This is a genomic window from Pseudomonas sp. AIG (assembly GCF_977020205.1).
The window spans coordinates 149,819-175,870 of the sequence record NZ_CDROCK010000004.1 but is presented as its reverse complement, the minus strand read 5'-3'; the positions used below and the strand labels follow the sequence as shown (position 1 = coordinate 175,870).

The following is a 26,052-nucleotide window of genomic DNA, read 5'->3' as shown; positions in this document are numbered from 1 at the left end:
CGAGCAAGCTCGCTCCCACAGTGGATATGTGTTGAGCACAGAATCTGCAGCCGCCACGAAACCCTGTGGGAGCGAGCCTGCTCGCGAAGACTGATTTGAATTCACCACATCACTCCTGGGCGTTCGCATTTGGCGAACGCCCATTGCCGAGAGACGGCTGGATTACCCGATCATCGTTCCTCTAGCCTTGGCCACCTATTCCAAGAACAAGAGGTACCCCGCGATGACTGCCCCTTTGAGTGCGATCAAAGTGATCGAGATCGGCACCCTGATCGCCGCGCCGTTTGCCGCGCGCATGCTCGCCGAGTTTGGCGCCGAGGTGATCAAGATCGAAGCCATGGGTCAGGGCGACCCGCTGCGCAAATGGCGCAAGCTGCACGAAGGCACGTCGCTGTGGTGGTACCTGCAATCACGCAACAAGAAATCCCTGGCACTCAACCTGAAATCTGCCGAAGGCATTGAACTGGTCAAGCAACTGGCCAGCGATGCCGACGTCATCATCGAAAACCTGCGCCCCGGCGCATTGGAAAAACTCGGCCTCGGTTGGGACGTACTCCACGCGCTGAACCCCAATCTCACCCTCGTGCGCATTTCCGGCTACGGCCAGACCGGCCCGTACCGCGATCGTCCGGGTTTCGGCGCGATCGGCGAGGCCATGGGCGGCATTCGCTACACCACCGGCACCCCCGGTTCACCGCCGGCGCGGGTCGGCGTCAGCCTCGGCGATTCGCTGGCCTCGCTGCACGCGGTGATCGGCGCGCTGATGTCGCTGCTGCGGGTCAAGACCGGGCAGGGCGGCGGGCAAGTGGTCGACGTGTCGCTGGCCGAAAGTGTGTTCAATGTCATGGAAAGCCTGGTGCCGGAATACGACATGCTTGGCCATGTCCGCGAACGCAGCGGCGGCGCCTTGCCGGGCATCGCACCGTCGAACACTTACCTCACGGCGGATGGCGCTTACGTGGTGATCGCCGGCAACAGCGACCCGATCTACAAACGTCTGATGCAAACCATTGGCCGTGATGACCTGGCGCAAGCAGCAGAATTCGCTCACAACGATGGTCGTGCCGCCAAGAGCGGTTTGCTCGACGCCGCGATCACCCACTGGACCAGCAGCCTGCCGATCGACGATGTCCTCGCGGCACTGGAAGCCGCTGAAGTGCCGGCCGGGCGCATTTATTCGGTGGCCGACATCGTTGCCGACCCGCACTATCTGGCACGGGACATGCTGCTCAATGCCGAGTTGCCCGGCGGTGCAACAGTGAAGATGCCCGGCATCGTCCCCAAGCTCTCGGAAACCCCCGGCGGCGTGAACTGGTCGGGGCCGAAACTCGGCCAGCACACCGACGGCATTCTTGCCGGCCTCGGCCTGACTGAACTCGACATCGAACGCCTGAAAAGCCAAGGGGTGGTGCAATGATCACGGACATTTCGCAAACCCTGATCGTCCAGGAAGTCTCGCCGCGCGATGGCTTGCAGATCGAGCCGACGTGGGTGGAAACCGCTGACAAGATCGCGTTGATCGATCAACTGTCGCGGGCCGGTTTCAGTCGTATCGAGGCCGGTTCGTTCGTGTCGCCGAAAGCCATTCCGGCGCTGCGTGACGGCGAACAGGTCTTCACTGGCATTCAACGACAGCCGGGGGTGATTTACGTCGCGCTGATTCCCAACCTCAAAGGTGCGCAACGCGCGTTGGCGGCGGGTGCCGATGAACTGAATCTGGTGATGTCCGCCAGCCAGACGCACAACATGGCCAACATGCGCATGCGTTGTGAAGGTTCGCTGGCAGCGTTTGCAGAGATAGTCGCGTTTGCCAGCGGTTCTGACGTGCGCCTCAACGGCAGCATCGCGACGACGTTCGGTTGTCCGTTCGAAGGTCGGATCGATGAGGATCGCGTACTGCAAATCGTCGATGCTTACCAGGAACTCGGCATTGCCGGCATCACCCTGGCCGACACCACTGGCGTGGCCAATCCGCGCCAGGTGGATCGTTTGGTGCGGCGGGTGTTGCAGCGGGTTTCGCCGGCTGATCTGACCCTGCATTTCCACAACACCCGTGGTCTGGGTTTGTGCAATGTGCTGGCGGCCTATGAGGCGGGGGCGCGGCGTTTCGATGCGGCGCTCGGTGGTCTCGGTGGCTGCCCGTTTGCGCCGGGTGCGTCGGGCAATATCTGCACTGAAGATCTGGTGAACCTGTGCGATGAGATGGGCATCCACACCGGCATCGACTTGCCGCTGCTGTTGAAACTCTCGCGCGGCTTGCCGGCTCTGCTGGGCCACGAAGTGCCCGGCCAACTGGCCAAGGCCGGACGCAACTGCGACCTGCACCCGATCCCCACCTGAATATACAAATCCCCATGTGGGAGCGAGCTTGCTCGCGAAGACGGTGCATCATTCCCATTTGATTTCGACTGACTCGACGCCTTCGCGAGCAAGCTCGCTCCCACAAAAAACGCTCCACAGTGAGCGTCATAACCAGACAACAAAAACAATCGGACGCCCACCGGCAGTCCGCCTGGAGAAAAGCCATGAGCCTCAATGTAATGGAGGCGGGCGCGCGTCCGTCCGTCGATCACGATGCCGAAAAAGCCCTGGTCAGCAAAGTCGCCTGGCGTCTGATGCCGCTGATCATGGTCTGCTACCTGTTCGCCTTTTTCGACCGCATCAACATCAGCTTCGCCAAGTTCCAGCTACAGACCGATCTGAGCCTGAGCGACACCGCGTACGGCCTCGGCGCCGGGTTGTTCGTGGTCGGTTACGTACTGTTCGAAGTGCCGAGCAACATGATGCTGTACAAGGTTGGCGCACGGCGCTGGATCGCGCGGATCATGATGTCGTGGGGCGTGGCGACGGCGGCGATGGTGTTCGTCAACAGCGAATGGCAGTTCTACGCGCTGCGCTTTGTGATCGGCGCGATGGAAGCCGGTTTTGCCCCGGGCGTGCTGTATTACCTGACCCTGTGGTTTCCGCAGCATTTCCGTGGCCGCATCACCTCAATGTTATTTCTCGCCTCGGCGTTCGCCGGGCTGGTCGGCGCGCCGTTCTCCGGTCTGGTGCTGGAACACCTCGACGGTGTGCTGCAAATGCGCGGCTGGCACTGGTTGTTTTTGCTCGGCGGCGTGCCGTGCATCGGTCTCGGTTTTCTGGTGCTGATGCTGCTCAAGGATCGCATCGAGGATGCGCACTGGCTGAGCGCTGACGAGAAGAAGCTGCTGTCCAGCCGCATCGCCCAGCATGAGCCGCACAAGAGTGGCGGTTCGTTGCTCGCGGCGTTGAAGATTCCCGGTTTTCTGACCTTGGGTCTGATCTACTTTCTGATTCAGGTCGCGTCCTACGGTTTGAATTTCTGGGCGCCGCAATTGATCCGCAGCGCCGGCACCGAGAGTCCGGTGATGATCGGTCTGCTGACGGCCATTCCGTACATTTGCGGGGCGATCAGCATGGTGGTGATCGGGCGTTTGTCGGATGCCACCGGTGAGCGGCGCAAGTTTGTCGCCGGGCTGGTGGTCGTCGGCGCCATCGGCTTTTTCAGTGCGGGAATTTTCGCCAGCCACACGACGTTCCTGATCGTAGCCCTCGGCTTGCTGGGTGCCGGGATCATTGCTTCGATTCCGAGCTTCTGGACGCTGCCACCGAAGTTGTTGGCCGGTGCTGGCGCTGGTGCGGCCGGCGGGATTGCGGTGATCAATACACTCGGGCAATTCGGCGGGATCGTCAGCCCGGTGATGGTCGGGCGGATCAAGGATCTGACGGGCAGCACCACACCGGCGCTCTACGTGATCGGTGTGGCCGCGCTGATCGCTGCGGCACTGTTGCTGTGGGGCTTGCCGCAGAAATTGCGCACGCTCGACAAATATTGATATCAGCTCTGACACCTTCGCGAGCAGGCTCGCTCCCACATTTGAAATGCATTCCCCTGTGGGAGCGAGCCTGCTCGCGAAGACTGACTTCCGGACACTGAAAATCATCGATTCAAACGATCATCCAGGAGCCACTGCATTCCTCTCAAATACCCCGCCAAACTGAATCAACACCACCCCGGCAATCAACAACGCCGCGCCAAATACCCGCGACACCGTCAGTTGTTTTTCAACCAACCCAAACAACCCGAAGTGATCCAGCACCATCGACGCAATCACCTGCCCAGCCAACGCCAGCGCGACAAACCCGGAAGCGCCAAGCTTGGGCAGCAACATCACCGCTAACGCCACAAAACACACACCAAACGCACCACCGGCCCACATCCACAACGGCGCCTTGCTGATAAATGCCAGGGAGGGCAGCGGCAAACGCAACGCCACAATCACCGGCAGCAACACCAACACACTCACCAGCAACGAAGCCAACGTCGCCCACAACGGATGCCCCAGCCCTCGCGCCAGATTGCTGTTGATCGCACTCTGAAACGGCACCACCGCCCCGGCAAACGCGGCCAACGCCAACAAGCCGGCCCACTGCAACGTACTCATCTGGATTCTCCAACAGGTTTTGCTGGACTCTAGAGTATTCGTCGCGCAGATTTAAATTCCGTTTCATCATCCAGAACATGCATCAAATGAATGATCTGCGCCGTATCGACCTCAACCTGTTGGTAATCCTCGACGCCTTGCTCAGCGAGCAGCACGTCACCCGTGCCGCCGAGCGTCTGCACCTCAGTCAACCGGCAGTCAGCCATGCGCTGGCACGCTTGCGCGATCTGCTCGGTGATCCGCTTCTGGTGCGCGCTGGTTCAACCCTGGTGCCCACCGCACGAGCGCTGGAACTGGTCGCGCCGCTGACCGAAGCGCTGGCCCAGGTGCAATCGCTGCTGGCGCCGAACACCTTCGATCCGGCCAGTGCGCGTCGGACCTTTCGCGTGGCGATGTCGGACTATGGCGCGGCGATCATTCTGCCTACGCTGATCCGCACCTTGCGCCGGGAAGCACCGGGGATCGACCTGCAAATCAGCCATGCCAGTCGCGAAGGCATGCTGGAAGGCGTGCTCAATGGCGATATCGATGTCGCCGCCGGCGTCTTCCCGGAAATGCCCCACGAATTGCGCAGCTCGGTGCTGTTTGAAGAGCGCTACGTCTGCCTGCTGGATCGCCAGACGCTGCCGGCCAGCGGTGTGCTGGACTTGCCGACCTACCTGTTTCGTCCGCACGTCCTGCTGGAAATGCGCGGCAGCGGCACACCGGAAATCGAACGGGCATTGACGTCTCTGCGTGAGCGTCGCCGCGTCGCAATCAGCCTGCCGCACTGGAACGTCGCGCCGCAGTTCATCAGTGGCACGGATCTGATTCTTACGGTGTCATCGCGCAGCGTGCGCGAGATCGATCTGCGTGAACTGATCGTGGTGCCGCCGCCGTTCGAAATACCGCCGTTTACGTTTGTGCTGGCGTGGCATAAGCGGCGGGGCGGGGATCAGGCGTTGAACTGGTTGAATCGGACGATTGAGGAGGGGATAGTGCGCGACTGAAAAAGTCATCAAGGAGCGGGAAGTGACAATGAAGTCTGGCTGGATCGGGTGTGCGGCATTGTGCGGCTGGTTGCTGGCGGGGCAGGCATTGGCCGATTGCACGCCGCCGGTAGTGTCGGGGGATCTGGATTTTTCGGTTTGCAAGGATTGGCCGGCCTATCCCGGGCATACCCTCAGCGCCACCGCCAGGTTCGAGCGAGCTTCCGATTATGTCGAGGGAAACTCGCACGGCTTTTACGATGTTGATTTGTCTGTATTACAGGATGGACGATCAGTTCCTGTCGCCACTTATCATCAAGCCGCTGCTTTCGAAACTGACGGCGTAGCCTTGGTGGAACTGGCACTCGATACTGCACGCTACAAAGTTGCTGCCGATTTCCGTGCCTTCGGTGTGCGTGCCCGTGTCACCAATGGATCCCGTCTTAATCCTTTGGAAGAGGTTCAACTCTCGCTTTACGTGAGAGAAGGCGCAACGTTGCGTCCAGTCCTGAGCCAGTTGCTGGTCTCCCAATACAGCGGCGAATGGAATGATGTTTGCGAAGGTGAACGCAGCGAAACTATCAGAACGGTGGAAGTCGCCAAAACAAGCTCCCATGGTTACGCGGACCTGATCGTCAAGACTCAGCAAACCGGCACAAGCAGCGTGGGCGACGCAGAGACTTGTGAAGATAAAATCACCCATTACTCTCCCGTTCTCACAACATTGCGTTATGACGGAAAGTCTTACGTCTTGCCGCAAGGTTTCAAAGGGCTTTAACCGGCCTGCCTAACACGACTCTTATCAAGGAAGAACAATGCTCACGCGCACCAGACTCCTTATAGCCCTCAGTATTCTGGCCCTCGCACCTCAAGCCCAGGCCGCCTGCCAGACCAAAGACTTCGACGGTAAATCCCTGTCGCGCTGCAAAGTCTGGCCCGCCGTGCAGAATCAGGCGATCGCAGTCAAATCCACCTACCTTGCCGACGCCGGCGACGATGATGCCGGGGTGTTCGATCTGGATCTTTCGATCGTCAACGCCAGCACTTACAACCCCATCGCCACTTACCGTAAACCGGGCGCTTACAACTCAGATGCCGTGCGCTTCGATGATCTGCGCATCGACACGGCACGCTATCGACTGGCGCCGGAAGTTCGGGCTTTCGGCTTGCGTTCAAAGTTCGCGCACAGTTCCCACGCCATTCCCTACGAGAAAACCGACCTGGCATTGTACGTTCGCGAAGGTAATGAGCTGCGCCCGGTGCTGGAGGGATTGGTGGTTGCCAAGAGCAACGGCGAGTTCATGAATGATTGTGAAGGCTATACGAAGACCATTCGCCGAACTGTCGAGATCGGTCCTTCCAGCCATCATGGTCTGGCCGATTTGATCGTTACCACCCGCGGCAGCAAAATGAAAAATACTCAATCGGGTAAAGAGTGCGTTTCCAATACCACCCGCCTGAAGCAAAAACAGATCACCCTGACCTACGACGGCCAGCAATACATCGTCCCTGAAGACCTCAGAGGTTACTGACCCGATGCTCACCGGCCTCAATCATCTGACCCTCGCGGTCAGCGATTTGCAGCGCAGCCTGGCGTTCTATCGCGATGTGTTGCAGCTGCGCGTCGAAGCCACGTGGGATACCGGTGCCTACTTGTCGCTGCCGGGGTTGTGGTTGTGTCTGTCGCTTGATCCGCTGCGTTCAAGCGAACCGTGCGCCGATTACACCCATTACGCTTTCAGCCTCAATGCCGCCGGCTTCTCAACGTTCGTAACAAAGCTAAAAGCGGTGAACGTGCGGGAGTGGCGCGATAACCGCAGCGAAGGTGCGTCGTTCTACTTCCTTGATCCCGATGGCCACAAGCTCGAAGCGCATGTTGGCGATCTCGCTTCACGGCTGGCAGCGTGTCGGCAAAAACCGTACGCCGGCATGCGTTTTTACGACGAGTCATGATCAGACACATTTGTCTGTTATAGACTGGCGGCCACGTGTTCTGGCGCTTGCAGGTTTTCCATGACTTCATCGTTGCTAATGGCCGTGCTGGCCTCGGGTTTCATTTACGGCATTACGCCCGGGCCGGGTGTACTCGCGGTGTTCGGCATCGGCGCTGCCCATGGGCGGCGGGCCGGGGCGGGGTTTCTCTGCGGGCATCTGCTCGGCGATGTGGTCTGGTGCAGCACGGCATTGATCGCGATTGTCGGCGCCCGGGAAATCGGCAGCACCGCGTTTGATGTGCTCGGTGTGCTCAGCGGCCTGTATCTGTTCTGGCTCGGCTGGCGCGCGGTGCGGGCCCAGCGTCGCAACGGTGATGAACCGCAAGGCGCGGCACGCAAGCCGTTCTGGCACGGCATTCTGTTTGGCTTGACCAATCCAAAGGCCTACCCGGTGGCGGTCGCGACATTCACTGCGTTGCTGTCGAGCCGCGCTGAACTGCTCAACTGGTCGATGTTGCCGGCGCTGATTGCCCTGAGTTTCCTCGGTGGCCTGCTGGCCTACGCTATTCTGATTGGCGTAGTCGGCGCACAACGGGTACGCACGCTGTATCAGCGACATGAGTTGCTTATCACCCGCCTGTGCGGCGTGATGTTCATCGGTTTTGCCATCAACGCGTTGGTGCATGCGCTGCCGGGGCTGATGCCAAACAAGGCATGAAGGTGTGTGCAGGGATGCGCAATCAAAGGGGCAGGGATGGTTGATCAGTGCTGCATTACCCGGACACCCACGCTGAATCATGGAAAGCCGAAATTCCGCGCCGTTGGCGAGTTTTATCGACCTGTTGCTGGACGCCGTTTGCGCGGTCGACAAGCAGGGTCGCTTCGTTTTTGTCAGTGCCGCCTGCGAGCGTGTTTTCGGTTATTCACCCGAAGAGTTGATCGGCCGGCAAATGATCGAGCTGGTGCACCCGGCGGATCGTCAGCGCACGCTCGCGGCCGCCAACGAAATCATGGGCGGCGAACCCAAACTCAACTTCGAAAACCGTTACCTGCGCAAGGACGGCAGCGTCGTACATATCCTCTGGTCGGCGCGCTGGTCGGAAGTCGATCAACTGCGCATCGCGGTGGCGCGCGACATCACCGAACGCAAACAGGCTGAATCGCGCCAGGCAGCGCTGTACGCGATTTCCGAAGCGGCCCATGCGGCCGAAGATCTGCTGGCGCTGTTCAAGCGCATCCACTTGATTATCGGCGAATGGCTGCCAGCGATGAACTTCTCCGTGGCGCTGTACGACGAGCATTGCGCACAACTGAATTTCCCCTATCACGTCGACGATGACGAATTGCAGCCCGAGCGACCGGGCACCGTCACCGGGCGCCTGTGTGCGGAAGTTATCCGTAGCGGCCAGCCGATTCTTCTGACGCCGGACAGTGCAGATTCCCCAGCCGATTTCGCCGAGCTGGTGGCGGGGCAGAACGCGCCTTGCTGGCTCGGTGTGCCGCTGAACTCGAAAAACGGCACCATCGGTGCCTTGATCGTCAAAAGCCTGCCCGGCGGCGAGCGCTACACCGAGCAGGACAAGGAATTGCTGCAATACGTCTGCGCCCAAGTCGCCACGGCCATCGAACGCCAGCAACTGCACGCCCGCCTGCGGCGCATGGCGCAGTACGATCAACTGACGCAACTGCCCAATCGTGAATTACTGCGCGATCGCTTGAAAGCCGCGTTGGCTGGCGCTCGCGAACAATCCGGGCACATGGCTTTGTTGTATGTCGACCTGGATCGCTTCAAACAGGTCAATGACACCTTCGGCCATGCCGTCGGCGATATGCTCCTGCAAACCGTGGCCAACCGCCTCAAGGGCTGCGTGCGGGAAACCGACACCGTGGCCCGAATCGGCGGGGATGAATTTGTCGTGCTGCTGCACAGCGTTCAGGCTTCGGAAGATGCTGACGGTGTGGCGGAAAAAATCCGACAGGTGCTGGTGCAACCGATGCGTCTCGATGGCCACAACTTGCACATCGAACCGAGCATTGGCGTTGCCCGCTATCCAGAGCATGGCCGTGAGGAACAACAACTGTTCCGCCATGCCGATCAGGCGATGTACGCCGCCAAACGCTTGAATCATCACGCGCTGAATAGCTGACAAAGCGGCGCCGTTCGTCGCAGCGACTGCAACTTTTCTAAACCTTTGCCCGCCAGAAAATTCTCAATCTAGGCGGGCACCTGCTCGCCACGATCATTACCAAGAGGTAGAGAATCATGCCTAACTCAAGAAACTCGAACTCGGGAAACTTCGCCAACGATCGAACGAAGGCCTCTGAAGCAGGTCGCAAAGGTGGGAAAACCACCACAACGACTGTCGACAAAGAGCCAAAACCCGATATGGGCCGCAAACCTGCTCAGAAATCGAAGTAGTCGGTGAAGGTTGTTTTGATTGAGAGGCGGGGGCGTAAGCTCCCGCTTGAATTTCGCAAGTAAGGAGGGCGCGACCATGAGCCGGATGGCCACCCGTATACGCACCATGAGTTTTGCATCGCTGTTGGGCCTGTGTGCCAGCAGTGCTTTTGCCCAGTCGCCCGCCGATTTCATCAACGATGCCTCGGCCAAAGGCATGGCCGACATCGAGGCCAGTCGCCTGGCCCATAGCAAGGCCGAATCGAAAGAGGTCAAGGACTACACCATCGTCGTCATCAACGACCGCACCACGGCCAACCAGCACCTGGCGAAAATCGCCAAGAAGCTCGACCTGCCGGTAGCGCCGCATGAAGAACTGGCCGACAAGGCCAAGGAGTTGATGCCGCCAGTGACCGACGGCGCCTCCTTCGATCAGGCCTATGCCGCCAGTCAGGTCAAAGCCACTGAAGAGGCCATCGAGCAGATTCAGCAGGAAGCGCAGACCACCGACGTGCCGGAGATCAAGGCTTTTGCCGACGAGACCTTGCCGAAGCTGCAGAGTCATCTGGAAAGGGCTCGCCAGTTACAGGCCAGTCGCTAATCAAGAGCAAAAGATCGCAGCCTTCGGCAGCTCCTACACCTGTTTCTGTAGGAGCTGCCGAAGGCTGCGATCTTTTGATTTCAATCCTCAACACTCATTCAAATCCTGCTTCGACTTACTCTTCTCGCCCAACCCCTCAAGATTGAACACCTCACCCTCGCCCAACGAGCGGTAGTGCCTGCGCAACGCTTCCAGTTGCTTAAGATCCAGCGCTTCCAGCCCAAGCATCGCGTTCTGCGCCTCTTTGGTCACCAAGAGCAATTCATCGATCTTCAAATGCAGAATGTCGGTATCGCGGTTCTGCGTGTTCTGGATCAGGAACACCATCAGGAACGTGATGATGGTGGTCGAGGTGTTGATGATCAGTTGCCAGGTGTCGTTGTAATGAAAAATCGGCCCGCTCAGTCCCCACAACCCGATCAGGATCAATGCACCCATGAAGGTCTTGGGACTACCGGCCACCATCGCGAGCTTCTGGGAGATTTTGGCGAATTTCATAGCGGTGTTCCTTATTGGAGGGAGTGCTTGAAATTCAGACATCTGCGGCAGGTGGAAAATTCTAATTACAAATCCGCCTTCGTCACCGGACGTTTGTAGGGGAGGCAGGCGTGCCAGATCGCTGTATCGTGACGAACCGCCAAAATGTCCCGACAGGAGAACGCAATGAGTTGGTCCGCCAAACAATACGTCGCTTTCGAAGATGAACGCACCCGCCCGGCCCGCGATCTGCTGGCGGCGATTCCCACGCCTGAAGCGCGAACAGTGGTTGATATCGGTTGCGGTCCTGGCAACTCTACAGAGCTGCTGGTGCAGCGTTTTCCAGACGCCAGGGTCAGCGGTCTGGACAGCTCGGCGGACATGATCGATGCAGCACGCAAGCGCTTGCCGCAGTTGCAGTTCGAGGTGGCCGAAATTGATAAGTGGGCCGATGCAGGGCCCTTCGATGTGATCTTCGCCAATGCCGTATTGCAGTGGGTACCGGATCACGCGACGTTGCTGCCGGGGTTGGCCCGCAAGTTGTCGGCAGGCGGCAGTCTGGCGATCCAGATGCCGGATAACCTTAATGAACCGTCCCACCGTTTGATGCGTGAGGTTGCTGCGAATGGCCCGTGGGCGAGCAAGCTTTCAGGCGCTGCGGGACAACGTACCGACATGGCGAGTGCCAGCGATTATTTCTCGATGCTGCGGCCACATTGTGCGCGGGTCGATGTGTGGCGCACCACCTATCACCATCAGCTATCTGGCGGGGCAGCGGGGGTGGTGGAGTGGTTCAAGGGCAGCGGGTTGATTCCGTTTTTGAGTCCGCTGACCGAGGCGGAAAAGGCGCAGTACCTTGAGCAGTATCTGGCGGAGGTTGAGAAGGCTTATCCGGCATTGGCGGATGGCTCGGTGCTGTTGCCGTTTCCACGCTTGTTTATCGTCGCGACGCGCTGAAATAAATTGGCGCCCCTCACCCCAGCCCTCTCCCGAGGGAGAGGGAGCCGACCGGTGTAGTATCCGAAACCGGAGTTCGGCTCGATATTTCAGGTCGGCGTAACCCTGGAGAACAACTCGGTCAGTCCCCTCTCCCTCTGGGAGAGGGTTAGGGTGAGGGCTTCTGTACCGCGACCAACATCATCATCGGCCGCTCCCGCTCTTCCGCGAGCGCCGGTTGCGCCGCGACTTCAGCATCGCTCGGCCCCCATTCATTGACATGTCGAATCGTGAACCCTGCATCGATCAGCGAATTGAGCAATGTCCCGACCGTACGATGCTGCTTGATCACACCCTCGGCCAGCCAATTGGTCACCCGCTCACCCTCCAACTGATAGCTGTCCAGCGGCCAACGCTTGTTACCTTCAGCGTCAATCAACCAACCCGGATTACGCGGCGCCATGAAGATTGGATGCTCAATGGAAAACACAAAGTGCGAACCCGGTTTCAGCGCCGCATACAGGTGAGCAAACAGCCCTGGCAGATCCTTGATGTAATGCAGCGCCAGTGAGCTGTAAGCCAGATCAAAACTGCAGGCGGGCAGGTCGAGCTGTTCCAGATCGGCACGCTCATAACGAATGTTCGCCGCCGTCGTAGATGCCCGCGCCCGCTCCAGCATCTTCTCCGAGACATCCAGCGCCAACACACTCCCCGCGCCATGCTCAATGGCCCAACGGCTGAACCAGCCATAACCGCAGCCCAGATCCACCACGTTCAAGCCATGCATTGATGGCAACAGCGCTTTAAGCGCCGGCCACTCCGGCGCCGCATCGAGGCCGCCGATGGAGCGGTTCATCTGGCTGTAGCCTTGAAAGAATTCGGGATCGTCGTAAATGTTTTGCGTCATGGTGAAGTGCTCTGTTGAGTTCGATCATCAGCGACAAAGTGGCCGCGATTGGAATCCCTCGAAAGTGATGGCGCGTATTCGTCGATGGCCGCACAGGAGGAGGGTGGTGGGTGATGAGGAAATGCTAGTTGGTCGGGTGGGAGGTGGAAACCGGTGGAGTGTTATGGATCTGTAATGTCGGGGAAATCGCTATGTTTTATCGCCGCGTAAACGTCTTCCGAGCGAAGTGTTTAAAGGCGTGCAGTGTTACGTCCTGAAGCCTACAAATCCTTGCGCCGTTGCCTACCGCTACGCCAGAATCCGCCGGCTTGTGCGCTTGGCAGGCGGTCGGTAACTTGGTTCGCGTCACTGATTTCCAGTGATCGGGTTTAGCAGCCACGCGTTTCCACCAAATCGTACGAGCGTCATTCAGCCAGGTTCTCCTGTGCTTAATGGTGGCTGTGCGCATGGCACCCTTGGGTGCGCCGGGATTTTGGTGGATTCGCCCGGTCTGCTAACTTGCGTACAGCCGCCACCCTTTCGTGTAGCAGCGGAATGGTCGTAGCCCTATTCGGAATACACCAAATGTTCAAAGTAACGCCAAATCCGCCGGAAACCGATCCGGCATCCCCCTACGAATCACCCAATTCCAAGAAATTCCACGAAGCCGCCGAACGCGCGCTCGACCACTACCTCAGCCCGACCGCGCAGATCATGGGTTCCTCCCGCGAACCCGAACCGATGTACCTCGCCAACCCTGCCTATGACACCGAATCCCTGCTGGCCAACGCCAGCGAAACACTCGGCTCGGCCACCACCATGCTCAACAACTTCGCCGCGCTGCTCGACACCTCGCACCGCAAGACTGCACTCGGCATCGCGCAGGTCGTCATGTTGGGGGAATTGGCGGTGAATCAGGCGCTGGATAAGGTTGTGCCGGCGGGTTAACCCTTTCGCTTCAAGAAGCCAAAGAAACCGGCCAATGAGTGCCGGTTTCTCGAGACTGCTACTTGGCAGCACGAACTCAGGCAAGTAGCCCGATGTTTTGGTCGATGCGTTGTTGAATGGTGCGCAAGGTTTCCTGGGTGATCACACCCGGATACAAACTTTCAGCCATGGCTGAGAATCGGCTAGCTACCTCGCAAAATCTGTCAATGATGTCGGCGGCCGTAGCGGCGTTTACTTCAGCCTCCACTGCAAGGTTGAGCAGGTTTTCTCTTCCAATTTCCAAGGCTTCACCCATCACGTCCATCTGGTGATAGCCTCCCGGCCCCTCGCAGAAAGTGACGTCATAGGCCGGCGCTAATTTCCAGTCTCCGCCAGGCGACATGATGTAAGCAAAGTTCTTCGGATGGTCGTCTCGGTTGTTGAATGCGACATTGAAGACGACCCGCTCAAACGCTGCGGCTTTCTCTCGTACGTCATTGCTGCACTTATGAGTCGCACGCAGGAAGTTGACGTAGTCCAGCGCCCCGGGGGATCTGAAATCCGCACCGGTAAAGGCTGCAAGACTCTGCATGGGCACCCGCAAGTCGTTTTGTCGGTCAAAGCGTTTGGTGGCAAAAGCGGCCATTCCCTCAGACAGGCTGAAATAACGAGTGTCAGGAGTTTGGATACCGCACAAGCGTAAACATTCGGCATAGACCATTTCGATGGCGCACACCTCGGGATGTTCTTGCTGAGCCGGAAATTTCACCAACCAGGCTTCGAAACCGGGAGTGGCAGCCGTAGTAAAGGCGTCAGTGTGTGGATCGCGATATACCAGCGCTTTGGGTCGGACGCCCTGTGGAGAGCCTCCGACCAGTAGCAGCTTCTGGAGAAGCTCTCCACCTTTACCTTTGAGTACTTCCTGCACTTCGGACGCGAGCAACTCGATGGGAACATGCATTTGCGGTTCCAGCGCCTCGGGTGCAACAGGTTCAAACGACATGGCCCCCATGGCATTGTTGCCAATGTAGGCTAGCCGCTCCAAGGGGCCTATGCGCGCTGGGTTGAGGCCTCGACGTTTGAACAATCGGTCCATGAGCAACATGCCCCAGCCATCTGGCAGCGAGTCATAAACCGGCCCAGGCAGTCCCAACTGATGTGACGGGAAATCCCGGTTTAACCTGGCTCCCTGTAATGGAAGCCTCAAGGAGGAGAGTTCCAGCCCTCTGTTTTTTGCCTCATCGCTGTACTCAAACATGACCTGCGGGCGACCGGTCAGGGCTTTCGTCGTAGCAAGTGTGCCCCACCGCCAACGTTCACCCCAGCCCGCGTAGTAGACGTCAACTTGTTCAAGCATTGTCGGCTTTCCTTTTGATGCGATGACGCTTGGCCGTTTTTTCGTAGCGAATGATATCGTCCAGAGTTTCGAGCCTTGGCAGAAACAACCCTTCGAGTTCCTTTTCGCGCCCGAGAACCATCGCCACTCGCACCATGTTGTCGAAACTCACATTACGACCGGCTTCAAGGTTTGACACCGTATTCGTCGCAATGCCCGCGCGAGCGGCCACGTCTGCCTGTGTCATCTCCAAAGCCAATCGTTCTGTGCGCAGGCGTTGGCAAATCCGTTTGACGATCTCGCTTGCGGTGGTGAGGCTTAAATCCAGCATGTCGTGTGTACCGTCGGCGTTCAGTTTTGATTATCAGTACACAATATACTGTGGATTAAACCTAAAAAATTCATTTAACTCACAAGAAAATGTAATTAGGTTTAATGGGTAGGATAGGCCAGCAGGGGTTGACGCGCCAAGGTTCAACCCTGCTGCAAAACTTTCAGAGCCGCCGACGCCAGAAAGCCCGAGCGGCTTTTTTCTTCCGGGTGGTGCAACACATATTCATCAATGCGGTTGAGCAAGTGCCCCGGCAGGGTGATGTTGAGCTTTTGGGCTTTGCCCAAATACTTGAGCACATCGATATCCACCACGGCCCATGCACAACCGGCGTATTTCGGGTTGGCCACGTGCAGGTTCAGTTTGCTGGCCGCTGGAATGGGGGCGTCATCGTCCGCCAGAATCTCGAAATGACCTTCGATGGCTTCGCGAGCCATGGCGACGGCATCGTCCAGATCATCGCCAGCCGAAAAGCAGCCCGGAATGTCCGGCACCTCCACGCCCCAGGCGTGTTCCTCATCACCTATTGAAATCGCAATCGGGTAGAGCATATTCGTTTCCTCCATCGTGCCGATGACCTGAACAAGTCAAAGCAGCGCCTGCTACAAAATACTGATGGCCGTTTTCTTCAGCAGATCTTTCTTCGGATGCGGCACAGTGACCAGTCCAGGCTTGACCGGGTGTTTGAAGTGATGGTGGCTGCCTCTGACCCGCACTAAATACCAACCGTCTGCGACGAGCTGGCCGATTAAAAAACGGCTATTCACAACACCTCCTTGTGGTGTGCTTGGTGGGTACTATACCTACTTGGATTTTGCGATCAACACTATAACCACCAAGTGGTCATCGTCCGTCATTCGGCTCAGCGGTGTGAATCAGTCTAGATGGGGAGGCCGCGCAGGGATTCAGAGTGTGTTGCAGGTTTTTGCATTGTTTCGAAATGCAGCATCGGATTTTTTCAGGCACAAAAAAACCGGCCATCAAGGCCGGTTTTTTCTGTTCCTGCATCCCCCGTCAAAAAACACAACGTGAGACAAAATTGAGTGGAGCGGGTAGAGGGAATCGAACCCTCGTCGGAAGCTTGGGAAGCTACTGTTCTACCATTAAACTATACCCGCTCAGAGCGGCTGACTTTGTACCAGACTCGGCCACGGATTTGAAGTTTTTCTTTTACTCATGAACGCTTTGAATCACTGAAAACGGTCAATCGCGGGCGAGCACTGCGGTGAGAAAAGCAAAATCTCAACTCCACAGCCTCGCTCGCAACGACACCCTTTCAAATAGCCAATGCATGTTGATCCTGAACAAACGAGTAACGCGTTCGGCTGGTCTGCTGTGCCGGTTTCAGAAAGCCGAGCAGGGCGTTCTGGCTATCGCGGCATGCCGCTTTGTGTTCCATATCGAGAAAGTGCCCGGTGGCTTGCAGCGTGGTGAACGTGCTCTGCGCCACATGATTGCCAAACAGGCGCGCGTCTTCGGCTGCGGTGTATTCGTCCCATTCGCCGTTGAGAAACAGCACCGGCACGTTGATCTTTTTCGCCGCATTCAAGTAGCACTGCCGATCGCTGTGCAGCACGTCGCTGATGTGGAAGTGCATCTGCCCGTATTCGTGCTCGGCCAGGCTGCTGACGTGGCGATAGTTGAAGCGTTTGAACAGTGACGGCAGGTGTTTGCCGATGGTGTTGTTGACCAGATGGCCGACGCGGTCGCCGTCGCGCTGGCCGAGGTAGTCGACGCCGCGTTCGAGGTAATCAAGCATGTGCGCGTTGATCACCGGCGAGAACGAGCTGATCACCGCCCGTTCGATGCGCCGTGGCTGCTGGGCGAGGGCGACCAGGGTCGCGGCGCCGCCCCAGGAGAACGACAGCACGTGTTCGGCGGCGAAGTGGTCGATCAGCTCCAGCAGAATCTGCCCTTCGACGTCTTTCGTCAGATGTTTCTCATGGCGGTTGTGGGCTTTTGACCGACCCGCGTAGGGTTGGTCGTAGCAAACCACGTTGAATTGCGGGTGCAGGTTTTTCACAGTCTGTGCAAACGACGCAGTCGTGGCCATCGAGCCGTTGACCAGGATGATGGTCTTTTCTGCGGCGTCTGCGCGATAGAACTCCGTGTAAACCCGATACTGACCCTGTATATCCAGCACAGCGATTTCTGGCCTCATGTCATAAGACTCCTGGCAAGCAAGCGGGTATGCGCGCAAATAGAGATTGCACGAGCTTTGTGACAGGTAGGCATACGCCTGGAATTTGCTTGGCCCATGTCGATCCATGACTGCGGTCGACGGGTATTGTTATTGGCGGGCAGTCTGCCGGCTGAGGCGGAGCCTTGAAGGCTCTCTACCGGCAAAAAGTTTCTTGGATGTCTGTTGTGACTCATCGGTCACAATCTGGCCGACGTCCTGATTCAAGCAGGGGAGTCGGGATCGCGCAAGTGCCGTTGGTAAATTGTTCGACAACTTCTGCTGAGCGGTCGCCGGCTTAGAACAAATGGATCTCTTCGGTGCGCAAAGCGCGGTACTCGCCCGGTTTTAGCGCGTTATCGAGCAGCAGCGGGCCCATCGATTCGCGGTGCAGACGCAGGACTTTGTTGTTGAAGAAACCAAACATGCGCTTCACCTGATGGTAGCGCCCCTCGACGATGCTCAACCGCGCCGACCGTGGCCCGAGCAGCTCCAGTTGCGCCGGCTGCGTGGTCAGGTCCTCGAAGGCGAAATAGATCCCCTCGGCAAAAGTGCTCGCATATTGCGCGCCAATCTCTTGCTCGGTCTCGACGTAGTAGACCTTCGGCAGTTTGGTCTGCGGCTGGGTCAGGCGGCGCGACCACGCGCCGTCGTTGGTGATCAGCATCAGGCCGGTGGTATTGAAGTCCAGGCGTCCGGCGATGTGCAGGTCATCCTTGTCCGGTTCATCGATCAGGTCGAGCACCGTCGGATGTTGCGGATCGCGGGTGGCGCTGACGCAGCCCGGCGGCTTGTGCAGCATGAAGTAGCGCGCCGCTTTGCCGACTTGTAGCACTTCGTCATCGACTTCGACACGGCTGAATTCCAGCACTTCGCTGTGCGGATCGCTGACGACTTTTCCGTCAATTCGCACGCGCTTTTCCACCAGCAACAGACGAACCTGCTGACGGTTGTAGCGGGGCAGGTTGCTGAGGAAACGGTCGACGCGCATGTTCAGGTTTCAGTGAGTGGCGGGGCGCGCATCTTACGGGATCGGCCGCCTGGCCGCTTGCAGTTGCGCCTCGACCTGCGCGCAACGCGGGCACAGGCAGGATTGGTTGCGCAGTTCTGGCGGCAGCGCTTCAAGCACGGCCGGGTCGATGCTCACGCCATAGCACCAGCATTCGCGGTCGGCGGTGCGCGGGTCGGCCAGGCTGCAGTCGTTGCGGGCGCCGCAAGCCGGGCAATGGTCAGGTTTAACGTCGGAATCAGGCATAAGTCGAGTGAGGCATTTCCACGCAGGTGCGGTTGCGGCCGGTTTGTTTGGCTCGGTACATCGCATGATCGGCCCGCGACAGCAGGCTGTGCAAGGTGTCATCGCGTTGCAGGGTGGTGGCGCCGATGCTCACCGTCAGATTGAGGCGTTGGCCGTCGTAGGCATATTCCTGTTGTTCGACGTGTTGGCGGATCTTTTCGGCAATTTTCTGACCGGTGTCGCCGTCGGTGTCCTTCAGCAACACGATAAATTCCTCTCCGCCCCAGCGGCAGACAATGTCGGCGTGGCGCAGGCAACTTTGCAGGTCGCGGGCAAAACCGATCAATACCTGATCGCCGGCCATGTGCCCGTAGGTGTCGTTCAACACTTTGAAGTGATCGAGGTCGAGCAGCAACGCGGTCAGTGGTTTGGTTTCGCGTTGTGCTTCGTGCAGGGCCTGTGCGGCGAGAATATCGAAGCCACGGCGGTTGGGCAGTTCGGTGAGACTGTCGAGAATGGCCTGCGCCTGGATTTTGCTTTGGTAGCGTTTGATCACGCGGTTGAGCAGCGCCATGACAATCAGCGTCACCAGCAGGCAGATCAGCAGATTCAGGTACAGCGACTGACGGATTTCAATCAGGGCGCCGTCTTCGCGTTTATCGACAAACAGGTACCAGTTCAGCTCCGGGATAAACCGCACATTGAGGAAGTGGCCCTGACCGTGGGCGGAATATTCGTAGCTGCCGCTGTGCGGTTTCGGCAACTGGCTGACCAGACTCTTCATGCTGTCGAGTTCGCCGAGACTCTGGCCGATGTGCGCGCCTTGCGGGCCACCTTCGGCGCCGGTCAATACCAGTCGGCCAAAGGTGTCGACGAAGTACACGCTGCGTTGATAGCGCTGTTGATACTTGTCGATCAACTTGATCACCGCGTCCACGGTCAGACCGACCCCGGCCGCGCCGATGAAGCGATTGTGATAGTCGTAAACCTTGTAGTTGATGAAGAAGGTCAGGTTGTCCTTGTTGGCCAGATCCGGGTCGACGTTGATCTCGTACGGATCCTTCATGTCACGCACGCGGAAGTACCAGGCATCGCGCGGTTCGTCGACCTTGACCTGCTTGAGCACGCCTTTGGCGTGGTAGTAGGTGTGGCTGGCGTTGGAGACGAAAAACGCGGTGTAGGCGCCGTAGTGGGTCATGACTTCGTCGAGGTAGCGGGTCATCTGCTCGGGGTTTTGTTCGCCGTTGACCACCCAATCGCGCATGAAGGTGTCGCGGGACATCATCGAGGAAATCAGGATCGGTCTGACGAGGTCTTTCTGGATTTCCGAATAGACGGTGTCGGAGGTCAGCGGCAGTTCGGTGTTGACGATGTTGTCGCGGATCGACGCGCGGGAGGCGTAGTAGCTCAGCAACGACGTGGCGAGAAACCCGGCGCCGAGCAGGGCGATCAGCGTCAGAACCAGTGAGCGTTGCGAGTACAGGGGAGAACGAAGCGGCATGGCAGATCCGTTGGCAGTGGCCCGATGGCATGCATTCTAGTGGGATGGCCGGGAAAAGACTGCGGGATTTGTGCCTCAAACGCCGGGGGATATGACGTTTGAGGGTATGTCTGGAGGATCGCTCCCTCACCCCAGCCCTCTCCCGGAGGGAGAGGGGGCTAAATTGTGGTGATTTCAAAACCTGAGTTCGACTCGGTATCACCGAATGGCAACTATCTTAACGACACCCCGGTCAGTCTTCTCTCCCTCCGGGAGAGGGGGCTAAATTGTGATGATTTCAAAACCTGGGTTCGGCTCGGTATCACCGAATGACAGCCACTTTCAGACAACTCGATCAGTCCCCTCTCCTCCGGGAGAGGGCTAGGGTGAGGGTTGGTTTCCGGATCAGCTCTGAGTTTCCAGATACGCGCGCCATCCCCCCAAATCGCTGATATCCCGCGCACCTTCCAGGCCATACGGCTCGCAGATAAACCCGCTCTCCCAACGTCCGTCCGCCAATTGCACCTTGCCCAATCCCAGCGGTGCCGGAATTCCGGTCAGGAACGAGCCCAACTCGCTGCTCGGCAACTCCCACACCTCCACCGCAATCGCCACACCGCCATCCTTTACCCGCACCATGCCCGGCCGCAGCGGCGGGCCGCCGGCCAACGCATACAGTTGATAATCCGGCGAGCTCAACGTCGATTCCAGCAAGCGCCCACCCCGCTGTGTCAGTTGCCAGTTCAACGCCAACCCTTGCAGATGCGCGCCACACACCACGATGCGTGCGCAATCATGGCGCGCAACGTTTACAGGTGTGGGCAGTGCCGGATCCTGCTGACGCTGCAGTGCATCCGCCACGCTCAGTAGATATTGATCGGTGAACGCCCGACCAAACAACGTCACACCCCATGGCAAACCGTTGGCCATGAACGCGCTCGGCACGGCGACGGCGGCGTAGTCGAGCAGGTTCATGAAGTTGGTGTAGTAACCCAGTTCGGAATTGCGCAGCACCGGTTCGGCGTGCAGTTCGGCCAGCGTCACCGGACGACCGATGGTGGGTGTGAGCACGCAGTCGAGGCCTTCGAGGGCCTGATCGCACAGGGCTTTCAAAGCTTGCAACCGATACTGCGCACGGAAGGTTTGCACGCCCGTCACCGCCGGGGCCTTGGCCAGTACGGCGCGGATCACCGGTAAAACGGCCTCGGGATTGTTCTCCATCAACTCACCCGCCACGCTGTAGCGCTCGGCAACCCACGGCCCTTCGTATAGCAAACGCGCGGCTTCAAGGAATGGCGACAGGTCCAGTTCAACCGCTTCGCCACCCAAGGCCTTGAGGCGGTCGATGGCATCGCCAAACAACAGTGGCCCTTCGACGCAGCCGAAAAACTCAAGATCCTGCGCACGCGGCACACCGAAACGAAATGCTCGTGGCGCACCAAACGCCGAGCCGTCATTCCACGATGGATTGCGGCGGCTGTACTCATCACGCGGATCAAGCGTGGCGGTCAGCGCCAGCAACTGACTGGCCTCACGCGCAGTGGCGGTAAACGTGGTCACGCAATCGAGCGTACGACAGGCCGGCAGCACACCGGCGGTGGAGATCAGCCCTTTGCTCGCCTTCAATCCGACCAGATTGTTCAGCGCCGCCGGCACCCGACCGGAGCCTGCGGTGTCGGTGCCCAAGGCTAAACTCGCCACGCCCAACGCCACCGCCAGCGACGAACCGGCGCTGGAACCGCCGGACGGATATTCCGTCAGCACACTGTTCGGGCACGCGCCATACGGCGAGCGGCTGCCGTTGAGGCCCGTGGCAAATTGATCGAGATTGGTCTTGCCCAACGGAATAGCACCCAACGCAATCAACTGCTCGACGATGGTCGCCGAGCGCTCCGGCACATAAGCAAAGTCCGGGCACGCAGCGGTGGTCGGTATGCCGGCCAGATCGATATTGTCCTTGATCGCAAATGGCACGCCGTACAGCGGCAGACTGTCGAGGTCGCGACCGTCGAGAGCGGCCAGATAGGGCTCCAGTTCTGCGACGCTGAGCAGATGAATGAACAGGTGGTAATCCGGGTTCAGCGCGGCGGCTTTCTCGCGCAGTTTCGGCAGCAGTTGACGTGGAGTGGTGTCGCCATTGCGATAGGCCTGGCGCAGAACATCGAGTTGCAAATTCATGAGTAGATCCTTATCCAATTGGCTTCAGTCGAGTGCCAGCACCACGACGCGTTGTCCGGCGCGTACCGCCGAACCGGGCTGCACGCGGATCTCGCGCACCACCCCGGCCAGCGGCGCGAGTACCGGGATCTCCATCTTCATCGACTCGAGAATCACCAGCACATCGCCCGCCGCGACACGGCTGCCGGCCTCGACCTGCACCTGCCAGAGATTGCCGGCAATGTGGCTGTCGACGCTGTGTTCACCGTCGGCCAGTGGCGCATCCTCGGTCGATTCCGGCACGGCTTCTTCGCTGTCGAAATGCGCCTGACCGCTGGCGATCCAGCGTTCGCGCTCGGCATTGAAGGCACCCTGTTGTTGGGCGCGAAAGGCGCTGATGCCTTCGGCTTCGCGGCTGAGAAACGCCTGATAATCGGCGAGGTTGAGCTGGCTGTGTTCGATGTTCAGCTCGAAACGCCCCAGCGGAAAATCGCGGCGGATGCGCAGCAGTTCTTCGGCGCTGACCGGGTAGAAACGAATCTGATCGAAGAAGCGCAGCAGCCACGGTTTGCCGTCGAACGCAGCGACTTCGCGGTAGCGATTCCACATCTGCAGAGTGCGCCCGACAAACTGATAACCGCCCGGGCCTTCCATGCCGTACACGCACATATAGGCGCCGCCGATGCCCACCGAGTTCTCGGCGGTCCAGGTGCGCGCCGGGTTGTATTTGGTCGTAACCAGACGATGGCGCGGATCCAGCGGCGTGGCCACCGGCGCACCGAGATAAACGTCGCCAAGGCCCATCACCAGATAGCTCGCGTCGAACACGGTGCGCTGTACTTCGTCGAGATTGGGCAGGTCGTTGATGCGGCGGATAAACTCCAGATTGCTCGGGCACCACGGCGCGTCCTTGCGCACGGTGGTCATGTATTTTTCGATGGCCAACTGGCAGGCCGGGTCGTCCCACGACAACGGTAAATGGACGATGCGTGACGGTACTTGCAGGTCATTGGCGGCGCACACCGCGTCCCATTCGCCGGCGATGATGCCGAGCAGATCGGCGAGCGGCAGTTGCTCGGGCTGGTAGTGGATTTGCAGCGAGCGAATGCCGGGGGTGAGGTCGATCACGCCGTGCAGGTGTTTGCTTTCCAGCGCTTGCATCAGGGCGTGAGCGCGAAAGCGCAGGACCAGATTGAGTTCCGGCTCCCCGATTTCCAGCAACAGATGAGTATCCCCGGAGACCCGTGCAACAAGCCGCCGATCCTCCTGACCCAAATTCAACACTGCAGGTGACACCAAACCCTGTGGGAGCGAGCTTGCTCGCGAATGCGGTGTGTCAGACACATCAATGTTGACTGACACGGCCTCTTCGCGAGCAAGCTCGCTCCCACAGGGGAGATCCCATTTCAGGGCGAGATCGCGAGCGGTTTTTAGATTGACGGGGATGAACTGGATTTTATCGCCCGCCTTGAGCTGCCCCAGTTGCCACAGATCCGCTTCGATCACCGTCACCGGGCACACGAACCCGCCAAGGCTCGGGCCATCCGGGCCGAGGATCACCGGCATGTCACCGGTAAAATCCACCGCGCCGATGGCATACGGATTGTCGTGAATATTCGACGGATGCAACCCGGCCTCGCCACCGTCGGCCCGCACCCATTCCGGCTTCGGCCCGATCAGCCGGACACCGGTGCGGCTGGAGTTGAAATGCACTTCCCACTGAGTTTGAAAAAAAGTGCTGATGTAGTTTTCAGTGAAGTATTCCGGTGCCGCGTGCGGGCCGTAAATCACCCGAATCTGCCGCACCGCCGGCAACGCGGTGATGTGCTGCTCGGCCAGTTGCTGACCCGCACTGCGGTCCTTCAGCGCAGCGATATGCAACACATCCCCGGCACGCAACGCCCGACCACCGTGCCCACCAAACTGACCCAGAGTGAAAGTACTTTTGCTGCCCAGGTAATCCGGCACCTGCAAGCCACCGCGCAGACACAGATAACTGCGTGCCCCGGCGCCGCTGATGCTGCCCAGATGCAACGTCGCGCCAGCGGGGATCAGCAACGTGGTGTTCATCGGCACGCTTTCCCCCTCAAGCGTCAGGCCAATCGGCGCCCCCGTCACCGCGACCACCGCCGCACAATTGAAGCGCAGCAAAGGTCCGCTCATGGTGATTTCCAGCGCCGCCGCACCTTCAGGATTGCCGAGCAGACGATTGCCCAGACGCAATGCACGGCTGTCCATCGGCCCCGACGGCGGCACACCGACCGCCCAGTAGCCGAGGCGACCGGGATAGTCCTGCACACTGGTTTGCGTGCCGGCGCTGAGCACTTCGAAAGTGTTGGCGCGATAGACCAGACCTTCCAGGCAACGGGTCCACGGCTCGCCGCTGGCGAAAGGCGTGTCGAGGAGAATCTGCCGCAGGTAATCGCGGTTGGTTTCCACGCCATACAACAAACTGTCGCCCAGCGCCTGGTGCAGTTCGGCACGCGCCTGTTCGCGAGTCGGCGCCCAGGTGATGACCTTGGCGATCATCGGGTCGAAATACGGCGGGATCTCGCAGCCAGCCTCAACCCAGGTATCGATGCGCAGTTGAATGCCGTTGGTCGGGGGAAACGCCACCGCCGTCAGCAAGCCCGGGCTTGGCTGAAAATCGCGTCCGGGATCCTCCGCATACAGCCGCGCCTGAATCGCATGGCCCTCGGGTTTCAGCTGACGATACAACTCGCTCAGCGGCGGCAAATCACCCGCCGCCAACTCAACCATCCAACGCACCAGATCCACGCCCCAAACCTGTTCGGTGACACCGTGCTCGACCTGCAAACGCGTGTTCACTTCGAGGAAATAGAAGCGCTGCGCTTCGCTGTCGAAGACGAATTCCACGGTGCCGGCGCTGCGGTAGTTAACGGCTTTCGCCAGTTTGATCGCCGCCGCGCACAGCTCTTCGGCCATGCCGTCCGGCAGGTTTGGTGCCGGGGTTTCTTCGAGGACTTTCTGATTGCGCCGCTGCACCGAGCAGTCGCGCACGCCGAGGGCGATGACCTCACCGCGTCCGTCGCCGAACACCTGCACTTCCAGATGCCGGGCGCGCTGGATGTACTTTTCGATGAACACCCCGGCGTCGCTGAAGTTGTTCTGGCCGAGGCGTTTCACCGCTTCGAACGACTCGCTCAGTTCGCTGGCGCTGCGGCACACGCGCATGCCGATGCCGCCACCGCCGGCGGTGCTTTTCAGCATCACCGGGTAGCCGACCTGTTCGCCGGCAATCAGCGCGGCGTCGAGGCTGTCGAGCAGTTCGGTGCCTTCGAGCATGGGCACGCCGTGCTGTTTGGCCAGCGCGCGGGCGGTGTGCTTGAGTCCGAACACGCGCAACTGTTCTGGCGTCGGGCCGATGAAGGCGATGTTCTGCGCTTCACAGGCTTCGGCGAACGCAGCGTTTTCCGAGAGAAAGCCGTAGCCGGGGTGGATCGCCGTGGCGCCACTTTGTTTGGCAATGGCGAGGATCTTGTCGACGGCCAGATAAGTGCCGGCAGCAGCGCCTTCACCGAGGCTGTGGGCTTCATCGGCGTGCAGGATGTGCAGGCTGGCGGCGTCGGCTTCGGAATACACCGCCACGCCTTTCACCTGCAGTGCGGCGAGGGTGCGCAGGATGCGGCAGGCGATGGCGCCACGGTTGGCGATGAGGACTTTTTCGAACATGGCATAACCCCTGAAGGGGAAGCGGGCCGTCCCGCCGTTTTTCGACAGA

26 protein-coding genes and 1 tRNA gene are annotated in these 26,052 nt (G+C 59.2%); 13 read left to right on the top strand and 14 right to left on the bottom strand.

The annotated features are described in order from the left end of the window. Positions 1-223 precede the first annotated feature (223 nt). The 3 genes from ACWR1S_RS04700 (at position 224) to ACWR1S_RS04690 (ending at position 3,857) form a co-directional block, all read left to right on the top strand. Complete coding sequence (locus tag ACWR1S_RS04700; protein ID WP_454562598.1) at positions 224-1,417, top strand: CaiB/BaiF CoA transferase family protein; 1,194 nt, start codon at positions 224-226, stop codon at positions 1,415-1,417. After that, a complete protein-coding gene (locus ACWR1S_RS04695; RefSeq protein WP_454562597.1) occupies positions 1,414-2,340 on the top strand; it encodes a hydroxymethylglutaryl-CoA lyase in 927 nt (308 codons plus the stop codon). The genes ACWR1S_RS04700 and ACWR1S_RS04695 overlap by 4 nt, the downstream gene beginning before the upstream one ends. Positions 2,341-2,525: 185 nt before the next feature. Then, positions 2,526-3,857 (top strand): MFS transporter, encoded by a 1,332-nt coding sequence (locus ACWR1S_RS04690; protein ID WP_454562596.1) that lies wholly within the window; start codon positions 2,526-2,528, stop codon positions 3,855-3,857. Positions 3,858-3,977: 120 nt separating this feature from the next. Here the strand turns inward: ACWR1S_RS04690 and ACWR1S_RS04685 are convergent, their stop codons facing one another. Then, complete coding sequence (locus ACWR1S_RS04685; RefSeq protein ID WP_454562595.1) at positions 3,978-4,466, bottom strand: DMT family transporter; 489 nt, start codon at positions 4,464-4,466, stop codon at positions 3,978-3,980. Positions 4,467-4,543: 77 nt separating this feature from the next. Here ACWR1S_RS04685 and ACWR1S_RS04680 point away from each other — a divergent pair, with 77 nt between their 5' ends. The 8 genes from ACWR1S_RS04680 to ACWR1S_RS04645 all read left to right on the top strand — a co-directional run bounded on the left by ACWR1S_RS04680 (position 4,544) and on the right by ACWR1S_RS04645 (position 10,367). Further along, positions 4,544-5,455: a LysR substrate-binding domain-containing protein gene (locus ACWR1S_RS04680; RefSeq protein WP_454562594.1), complete on the top strand. Its 912-nt coding sequence runs from the start codon at positions 4,544-4,546 to the stop codon at positions 5,453-5,455. Positions 5,456-5,483: 28 nt separating this feature from the next. Further along, entirely contained in the window at positions 5,484-6,212 is a 729-nt protein-coding gene (locus tag ACWR1S_RS04675) for a PA3715 family protein (protein WP_454562593.1), read from the top strand. A 37-nt stretch (positions 6,213-6,249) separates the two neighbouring features. Beyond that, positions 6,250-6,966 (top strand): PA3715 family protein, encoded by a 717-nt coding sequence (locus tag ACWR1S_RS04670; protein ID WP_454562592.1) that lies wholly within the window; start codon positions 6,250-6,252, stop codon positions 6,964-6,966. A 4-nt stretch (positions 6,967-6,970) separates the two neighbouring features. Then, positions 6,971-7,387, top strand: coding sequence for a fosfomycin resistance glutathione transferase (fos, locus tag ACWR1S_RS04665; RefSeq protein ID WP_454562591.1), 417 nt, complete (start codon positions 6,971-6,973; stop codon positions 7,385-7,387). A gap of 60 nt (positions 7,388-7,447) precedes the next feature. Beyond that, positions 7,448-8,086 carry a LysE family translocator gene (locus tag ACWR1S_RS04660; RefSeq protein ID WP_454562590.1) on the top strand — a complete coding sequence of 213 codons (639 nt, stop codon included), beginning with the start codon at positions 7,448-7,450 and terminating at the stop codon, positions 8,084-8,086. 79 nt (positions 8,087-8,165) lie between these two features. Continuing rightward, complete coding sequence (locus ACWR1S_RS04655; protein ID WP_454562589.1) at positions 8,166-9,515, top strand: diguanylate cyclase domain-containing protein; 1,350 nt, start codon at positions 8,166-8,168, stop codon at positions 9,513-9,515. A gap of 116 nt (positions 9,516-9,631) precedes the next feature. Further along, the gene (locus ACWR1S_RS04650) at positions 9,632-9,787 is read left to right on the top strand and encodes a KGG domain-containing protein (RefSeq protein ID WP_007911485.1); all 156 of its coding nucleotides are present in this window, start codon (positions 9,632-9,634) and stop codon (positions 9,785-9,787) included. A gap of 76 nt (positions 9,788-9,863) precedes the next feature. Continuing rightward, positions 9,864-10,367: a DUF4142 domain-containing protein gene (locus tag ACWR1S_RS04645; RefSeq protein WP_454562588.1), complete on the top strand. Its 504-nt coding sequence runs from the start codon at positions 9,864-9,866 to the stop codon at positions 10,365-10,367. A gap of 87 nt (positions 10,368-10,454) precedes the next feature. Here ACWR1S_RS04645 and ACWR1S_RS04640 read toward each other — a convergent pair whose 3' ends face one another. Further along, positions 10,455-10,865: a low affinity iron permease family protein gene (locus ACWR1S_RS04640; RefSeq protein WP_123594790.1), complete on the bottom strand. Its 411-nt coding sequence runs from the start codon at positions 10,863-10,865 to the stop codon at positions 10,455-10,457. A 165-nt stretch (positions 10,866-11,030) separates the two neighbouring features. Between ACWR1S_RS04640 and tam the strand changes: the two genes are divergently transcribed. After that, on the top strand, positions 11,031-11,801 hold the full coding sequence (tam, locus tag ACWR1S_RS04635; RefSeq protein ID WP_454562587.1) for a trans-aconitate 2-methyltransferase: 771 nt from the start codon (positions 11,031-11,033) through the stop codon (positions 11,799-11,801). Between the two features lie 148 nt (positions 11,802-11,949). Here tam and ACWR1S_RS04630 read toward each other — a convergent pair whose 3' ends face one another. Next, positions 11,950-12,687: a class I SAM-dependent methyltransferase gene (locus ACWR1S_RS04630; protein WP_454562586.1), complete on the bottom strand. Its 738-nt coding sequence runs from the start codon at positions 12,685-12,687 to the stop codon at positions 11,950-11,952. 564 nt (positions 12,688-13,251) lie between these two features. Between ACWR1S_RS04630 and ACWR1S_RS04625 the strand changes: the two genes are divergently transcribed. Continuing rightward, positions 13,252-13,614, top strand: coding sequence for a DUF6124 family protein (locus ACWR1S_RS04625; protein ID WP_123376334.1), 363 nt, complete (start codon positions 13,252-13,254; stop codon positions 13,612-13,614). A 76-nt stretch (positions 13,615-13,690) separates the two neighbouring features. Here the strand turns inward: ACWR1S_RS04625 and ACWR1S_RS04620 are convergent, their stop codons facing one another. From ACWR1S_RS04620 to uca, 11 genes are all read right to left on the bottom strand, one after another. Beyond that, positions 13,691-14,950 (bottom strand): type II toxin-antitoxin system HipA family toxin, encoded by a 1,260-nt coding sequence (locus ACWR1S_RS04620; protein ID WP_454562585.1) that lies wholly within the window; start codon positions 14,948-14,950, stop codon positions 13,691-13,693. Beyond that, complete coding sequence (locus tag ACWR1S_RS04615) at positions 14,943-15,260, bottom strand: helix-turn-helix domain-containing protein (RefSeq protein ID WP_095119135.1); 318 nt, start codon at positions 15,258-15,260, stop codon at positions 14,943-14,945. Before ACWR1S_RS04615 ends, ACWR1S_RS04620 begins: the two co-directional genes overlap by 8 nt. Positions 15,261-15,403: 143 nt before the next feature. Beyond that, positions 15,404-15,811, bottom strand: a complete 408-nt coding sequence (locus tag ACWR1S_RS04610; protein WP_331695029.1) for a type II toxin-antitoxin system HicB family antitoxin — start codon at positions 15,809-15,811, stop codon at positions 15,404-15,406. 51 nt (positions 15,812-15,862) lie between these two features. Next, on the bottom strand, positions 15,863-16,027 hold the full coding sequence (locus tag ACWR1S_RS04605) for a type II toxin-antitoxin system HicA family toxin (RefSeq protein ID WP_454562584.1): 165 nt from the start codon (positions 16,025-16,027) through the stop codon (positions 15,863-15,865). Positions 16,028-16,304: 277 nt separating this feature from the next. Further along, positions 16,305-16,378, bottom strand: a tRNA-Gly gene (locus ACWR1S_RS04600). A gap of 158 nt (positions 16,379-16,536) precedes the next feature. Beyond that, positions 16,537-17,421 carry an alpha/beta fold hydrolase gene (locus ACWR1S_RS04595; protein ID WP_077571505.1) on the bottom strand — a complete coding sequence of 295 codons (885 nt, stop codon included), beginning with the start codon at positions 17,419-17,421 and terminating at the stop codon, positions 16,537-16,539. Positions 17,422-17,737: 316 nt separating this feature from the next. Continuing rightward, the gene (locus ACWR1S_RS04590; RefSeq protein ID WP_454562583.1) at positions 17,738-18,430 is read right to left on the bottom strand and encodes a pseudouridine synthase; all 693 of its coding nucleotides are present in this window, start codon (positions 18,428-18,430) and stop codon (positions 17,738-17,740) included. A 33-nt stretch (positions 18,431-18,463) separates the two neighbouring features. Continuing rightward, entirely contained in the window at positions 18,464-18,694 is a 231-nt protein-coding gene (locus ACWR1S_RS04585) for a cysteine-rich CWC family protein (RefSeq protein ID WP_108225318.1), read from the bottom strand. Next, positions 18,687-20,174 (bottom strand): sensor domain-containing diguanylate cyclase, encoded by a 1,488-nt coding sequence (locus ACWR1S_RS04580; protein ID WP_454562582.1) that lies wholly within the window; start codon positions 20,172-20,174, stop codon positions 18,687-18,689. The genes ACWR1S_RS04585 and ACWR1S_RS04580 overlap by 8 nt, the downstream gene beginning before the upstream one ends. A gap of 384 nt (positions 20,175-20,558) precedes the next feature. Beyond that, positions 20,559-22,331, bottom strand: coding sequence for an allophanate hydrolase (gene atzF, locus ACWR1S_RS04575; protein ID WP_454562581.1), 1,773 nt, complete (start codon positions 22,329-22,331; stop codon positions 20,559-20,561). Between the two features lie 24 nt (positions 22,332-22,355). Beyond that, the gene (gene uca, locus ACWR1S_RS04570; RefSeq protein WP_454562580.1) at positions 22,356-26,003 is read right to left on the bottom strand and encodes an urea carboxylase; all 3,648 of its coding nucleotides are present in this window, start codon (positions 26,001-26,003) and stop codon (positions 22,356-22,358) included. Between the last annotated feature and the right edge of the window lie 49 nt (positions 26,004-26,052).